The following is a 5,778-nucleotide window of genomic DNA, read 5'->3' on the forward strand; positions in this document are numbered from 1 at the left end:
AGTAGCGGCAAATCTTGGTTTGGAGTTTGTGGCTAAACGCCTCGCTGCCGTTGCGGCCCATCTCAAATCGACAAAGTTCCGAGTCGTTGGCGAAGCAGTCATCAAGGCGGATGGTGCGGTAGTTTTCGATAGCCCTAACGGCGGCCATTGGTTGCTCTCCAAGAAGCTTGGAACGAGCTGCTTCGAGGTCAGTGACCCCGCACCCGAGAGAGCGCGCGAGGAAGTCCACTTCAATGTCTGCGGCAAGATTCCCTTCCACAAGGGGCTTGCTTTGTTACCCATCAACTCGCCGCTCTTCTGGGATGATGATGCCTAAACGTACCGACATTTCCTCCATCCTCATCATCGGCGCGGGCCCGATCGTTATCGGGCAGGCGGCGGAGTTTGATTATTCGGGGACGCAGGCGGCCAAGGCGCTGAAGGCGGAAGGCTATCGGATCGTGCTGGTCAACTCCAACCCGGCGTCGATCATGACCGACCCGGAGTTTGCCGACGCGACCTATATCGAGCCGATCACGCCCGAAATCGTCGCCAAGATCATCGAGAAGGAACGGCCGGACGCGATCCTGCCGACGATGGGCGGGCAGACCGCGCTGAACACCGCGCTGGCGCTGTTCCGCGACGGGACGCTCGACCGGTTCGGCGTGACGATGATCGGCGCCGATGCCGACGCGATCGACAAGGCCGAGGATCGGCTGAAATTCCGCGAGGCGATGGACAAGATCGGGCTGGAATCGCCCCGTTCCCAGATCGCGCACTCGATCGAGGAAGCGATGGCGGCGCTGGAGCATGTCGGGCTACCGGCGATCATCCGGCCGAGCTTCACCTTGGGCGGCACCGGCGGCGGCATCGCATACAACCGCGAGGAGTTTGTCGAGATCGTCACCGGCGGCCTCGACGCGTCGCCCACGACCGAAGTGTTGATCGAGGAATCGGTGCTCGGCTGGAAGGAATATGAGATGGAAGTCGTGCGCGACCGCGCCGACAACGCCATCATCATCTGCTCGATCGAGAATGTGGACCCGATGGGCGTCCATACCGGCGACTCGATCACCGTCGCGCCGGCGCTGACGCTGACCGACAAGGAATATCAGATCATGCGCAACGCAAGCATCGCTTGCCTGCGCGAAATCGGTGTCGAAACAGGCGGTTCCAACGTCCAGTTCGCAGTCAATCCGAAGGATGGGCGGCTGGTCGTGATTGAGATGAACCCGCGCGTGTCGCGGTCGTCCGCGCTCGCCTCCAAGGCGACGGGCTTCCCGATCGCCAAGGTCGCGGCGAAGCTGGCGGTCGGCTATACGCTCGACGAGATCGACAACGACATCACCGGGGCGACGCCCGCCAGCTTCGAGCCGACGATCGACTATATCGTCACCAAAATCCCGCGCTTCGCCTTCGAGAAGTTCAAGGGATCGGACCCGCACCTCTCCACGATGATGAAGTCGGTGGGCGAGGTGATGGCGATCGGCCGCAACTTCCATGAGAGCCTGCAAAAGGCGCTGCGCGGGCTGGAAACGGGGCTTTCGGGGCTCAACATCGTCGATGCGCTGGCCGGGGCGCCGAAGGAGGATATCCTGGCCGCGCTCGCCCGCCCGACGCCGGACCGGCTGCTGGTCGCGGCACAGGCGCTGCGCGAAGGCTTGAGCGTTGCCGAGGTGCACGCGGTCGCGAAATACGATCCGTGGTTCCTCGAGCGGCTGGCCGAGATCGTCGAGGCCGAGGAGCTGGTGTGCCGGGACGGTTTGCCGCGCGATGCGGTGGGCATGCGGCGGCTGAAGGCGATGGGCTTTTCGGACAAAAGGCTCGCGTTCCTGGCGCTCCGGTCCGCGAACCTGCAGCCGGGGACGCGGCGCGCGTTCGGCAAGAGCTCCGGGCTGATCGGGGAAGCGGTGAAGGCAATGACCGGCGGCGCGACCGAGGAGGACGTGCGCGCGCTTCGGCACAAATTGGGCGTCCGGCCGGTGTTCAAGCGCATCGACACCTGCGCGGCCGAGTTCGAGGCGAAGACGCCGTACATGTATTCGACCTACGAGGCGCCGAGCTTTGGTGTGCCCGAGGACGAGTCTGCGCCTTCGGATCGCCGGAAGATCGTGATCCTGGGCGGCGGGCCGAACCGGATCGGGCAGGGGATCGAGTTCGACTATTGCTGCGTCCATGCCTGCTTCGCGCTGCGCGAGGCCGGCTTCGAGACGATCATGATCAATTGCAATCCGGAGACGGTGTCGACCGATTACGACACGTCGGACCGGCTGTATTTCGAGCCGCTGACCGCCGAGGACGTGCTGGAGATCCTGCACGTCGAGAAGTCGCGCGGCGAGCTGGTCGGCGTGATCGTCCAGTTCGGCGGGCAGACGCCGCTGAAGCTCGCCCAGGCGCTGGAGGATGCCGGCATCCCGATCCTCGGCACCAGCCCCGACGCGATCGACCTGGCCGAGGACCGCGAGCGGTTCGCCAAGCTGGTCAGCCAGCTCGGCCTCAAGCAGCCGGAAAACGGCATCGCGCGCAGCCGCGAAGAGGCGATCGCGGTCGCGAACCGCATCGGCTATCCGGTGCTGATCCGGCCGTCCTATGTGCTCGGCGGGCGGGCGATGGAGATCGTCGACGGCGAAGCGCAGCTCGACGCCTATATCGCGACCGCGGTGCAGGTCTCCGGCGACAGCCCGGTGCTGATCGACCGCTATCTGCGAGACGCGATCGAGGTCGACGTCGACGCGATCGCGGACGGCAGCCAGGTCGTCGTCACCGGCGTGATGCAGCATATCGAGGAAGCCGGCGTCCATTCGGGCGACAGCGCCTGCTCGCTGCCGCCGTACAGCCTGCCAGCGGAGACGGTTGCCGAGATCGAGCGGCAGACCGAGGCGCTCGCGCGCGCGCTGAAGGTCAAGGGGCTGATGAACGTCCAGTTCGCGGTGAAGGATGGGCAGGTCTATCTGATCGAGGTCAATCCGCGCGCCAGCCGCACGGTGCCGTTCGTCGCCAAGGCGGTCGGCACGCCGGTCGCGAAGCTCGCTGCGCGGGTGATGGCGGGCGAGAAGCTCGCGAACCTGCCGCCGATCAACCGGCCGACCGGGCACATTGCCGTCAAGGAAGCGGTGTTCCCGTTCGCGCGCTTTGCCGGCGTCGATCCGATCCTCTCGCCGGAAATGAAGTCCACCGGCGAAGTGATGGGAATCGATGACGATTTCGCAACCGCCTTCGCCAAGTCGCAGATCGGGGCAGGCACGAAGCTGCCGCAGGGCGGCTGCCTGTTCGTGTCGGTCAAGGACAGCGACAAGCCGGCGATCGTCGCCCCGGTGAAGGAACTGGTCGCGCTCGGCTATTCGGTGATCGCGACCGGCGGCACGGCGGACTATCTGGAAGCCGCCGGCGTGCCGCTGGAGCGGATCAACAAGGTCGCGCAGGGCAGGCCGCACATCGTCGACCGGATCAAGGACGGCGGCGTCGACCTGATCTTCAACACGACCGAGGGCTGGCAGTCGCTGAAGGATTCGGCGAGCATCCGCGCCTCGGCGCTGCACGGCAAGATTCCCTATTTCACCACGGCGGCCGCAAGCGCCGCTGCCGTAAGGGCAATCGAGGCGCTCCGCGCGCGCCCACTTGAAGTGCGGTCGCTGCAATCTTACTATTCGCAGCCGCACGCCTGACCTTCCCGACAATCCGATCGAGTGGGTAGGCGGTCCGAAAATGGGCCGCCGGGCGGCCAAGTTTTGACGAAGGGTGGATGAATGGCGACCGTCGAGAAGATGCCGATGCTGGCGGAAGGCTATGACAAGCTCCAGGCAGACCTGAAGCGTCTGAAAGAGGAGCGGCCGCAGATCGTCGACGCGATCGAGGAAGCGCGCGCGCACGGCGACCTGTCCGAGAACGCCGAATATCATGCGGCGAAGGAACGCCAGGGCCAGATCGAAGCGTCGATCGCGCAGCTGGAGGACCGGATGAGCCGGGCCCAGATCATCGACCCGAAGGAGCTTTCCGGCGACAAGGTCGTGTTCGGCGCGACCGTCACTTTGCTGGACGAGGACGACAAGCCGGTCCGCTACCAGATCGTCGGCGAGACCGAGGCGGACGCGAAGCTGGGCCGCATCTCGTACAATTCGCCGCTGGGCCGCGCGCTGATCGGCCGCAAGGTCGACGACGAAGTCGAGGTGACCGTGCCGTCCGGCGACCGCTACTACCTCGTTTCCAAGATCGAATTCATCTGACCAAAACCCGTTCGTGTCGAGCGAAGGCGAGACACGCGGCCCCGGTGCAAATGTTTCTCGACTTCGCTCGAAACGAACGGACGAGGGAATGCCTGAATTACCCGAAGGCAAGGTGACGCAGTGGATCGCCATCGCGACAGCGGTGGCGTTCTTCCTGCTGTGGATCGCCGGCTGGCTGGACGTCGCGGCGCTGAAGGGCGGGTTCATTCCGGCGCGCGTGTCCGGGTTGGCGCAGGTGCCGGGCGCATTGCCGGTGTGGCTGACGCCGCTCAGCGCGACTTTGGTGCATGCCGGACTGCTGCACATCGGCTTCAACCTGCTGATGTTCGTGTTCGTCGGCCGCTTCGTGGAAAGCGTCATCGGCCGCGGCCCCAGCCTTATCCTGTATATCGTCGGAGCCTATGCCGCGGCGCTGCTGCACTGGTCGATGGACCCGACGTCGACGGTGCCGATGGTCGGGGCGAGCGGCGCTATCTCGGCGACGTTCGGCGCCTATGCCCTGTTCTTCGGACGAGACCGCACGCGCGGCATCGGCCCCTTGTCAGGCTACACCGTGCGCGTGCTCTGGCTGGCATCGGCGTGGATCTTCGTCCAGGCGCTGATCGGGATGGCCGCACTGGGCGGCGTGCAGGTCGCGATCTTCGCGCATATCGGCGGCTTTGTCGCCGGCCTCGCGCTCGCGCGGCCGCTGCTGCTCTGGCGCTATCGCGGCGCCTGATTTCAGGCGGCCGGCGCGTCCGGCTCCAGCAGCCGGTGCAGGTGGACCACGACGTACTTCATCTCGGCATCGTCGACGGTGCGCTGCGCGGCGCCGCGCCAAGCGGTCTCGGCGCTCTTATAGTCGGGGTAGATGCCGACGATGTCGATGTTCTTCAGGTCGACGAAATCGAGGCCGCGCGGATCCTTCACGCGGCCTCCGAATACCAGATGCATCTTGCTCATGGGCGCGGGCCGTAGCGGGCACGTGCCGTAGGGGCAAGATCAGGCAATCGCGCCTCTTCAATTCCGTTCGCTTCGAGCGAAGTCGAGAAGCGCTATGCTCTGAGGGGCCGTTTCTCGACTTCGCTCGAAACGAACGGATTCCTTGGATCGTTACGTTTCTTGCTTGCCCTTGACCGTGGACGCGGCCGCGCTGCCCGCGGCCGACCCGGCGGCGCTGACGGCGTCCATTGCCTTGTCGACGATCGCTTCCATCGGCGATTTGGCGTCGGAGAGGAGGCCGAGCTCCTCCTTGCCGGCGTCGCGCGCAGCCTTGGCGGCCTCGGCGGCGGCCTGGCCGATCCTGCTGCCGACCGGGCCCAACAGCTCGGTCTCTCGTTCGGTGCGCGGCAGGAGAGCGCCGGCGACCGCGCCGACCACCACGCCGGCGGCGAGCGCGGCGAGCGGGGCGGTGTCGATGCCGCCGCCGATCCGGTCGCCGGCTTCGGACGCGCGGCCGCGGATGCCGCCGCTATAGCCGGTCTGATTGCCCTGATTGGTCTGGTTGCGGCTCGCCATCGTCATGCTCCTTGTTCTGCCGGGGCCTTGCGGGCCGGGGCCGGTTCGGACGGACGCGGCTCCGGAGCGCGCGCCGTTT

6 protein-coding genes are annotated in these 5,778 nt (G+C 65.9%); 4 read left to right on the top strand and 2 right to left on the bottom strand.

Annotated features, from left to right (window positions below):
- The 4 genes from VFT73_RS02045 to VFT73_RS02060 form a co-directional block, all read left to right on the top strand.
- A partial coding sequence (locus VFT73_RS02045; protein ID WP_326408476.1) for a hypothetical protein occupies positions 1-316 on the top strand: 316 nt, incomplete at its 5' end.
- Entirely contained in the window at positions 309-3,644 is a 3,336-nt protein-coding gene (carB, locus tag VFT73_RS02050) for a carbamoyl-phosphate synthase large subunit (RefSeq protein WP_326408477.1), read from the top strand. The genes VFT73_RS02045 and carB, both read left to right, overlap by 8 nt.
- A gap of 81 nt (positions 3,645-3,725) precedes the next feature.
- Positions 3,726-4,202 (top strand): transcription elongation factor GreA, encoded by a 477-nt coding sequence (greA, locus tag VFT73_RS02055; RefSeq protein ID WP_326408478.1) that lies wholly within the window; start codon positions 3,726-3,728, stop codon positions 4,200-4,202.
- 88 nt (positions 4,203-4,290) lie between these two features.
- Positions 4,291-4,920, top strand: coding sequence for a rhomboid family intramembrane serine protease (locus VFT73_RS02060; protein WP_326408479.1), 630 nt, complete (start codon positions 4,291-4,293; stop codon positions 4,918-4,920).
- A 2-nt stretch (positions 4,921-4,922) separates the two neighbouring features.
- On the opposite strand, the gene VFT73_RS02065 is transcribed toward VFT73_RS02060, so the two are convergent.
- Positions 4,923-5,144 carry a DUF4170 domain-containing protein gene (locus VFT73_RS02065; RefSeq protein ID WP_326408480.1) on the bottom strand — a complete coding sequence of 74 codons (222 nt, stop codon included), beginning with the start codon at positions 5,142-5,144 and terminating at the stop codon, positions 4,923-4,925.
- 150 nt (positions 5,145-5,294) lie between these two features.
- Positions 5,295-5,699, bottom strand: a complete 405-nt coding sequence (locus VFT73_RS02070) for a hypothetical protein (protein ID WP_326408481.1) — start codon at positions 5,697-5,699, stop codon at positions 5,295-5,297.
- Positions 5,700-5,778 lie beyond the last annotated feature (79 nt).

It is taken from the genome of Sphingomonas sp., assembly GCF_035758555.1.
Lineage (GTDB): Bacteria > Pseudomonadota > Alphaproteobacteria > Sphingomonadales > Sphingomonadaceae > Sphingomonas_B.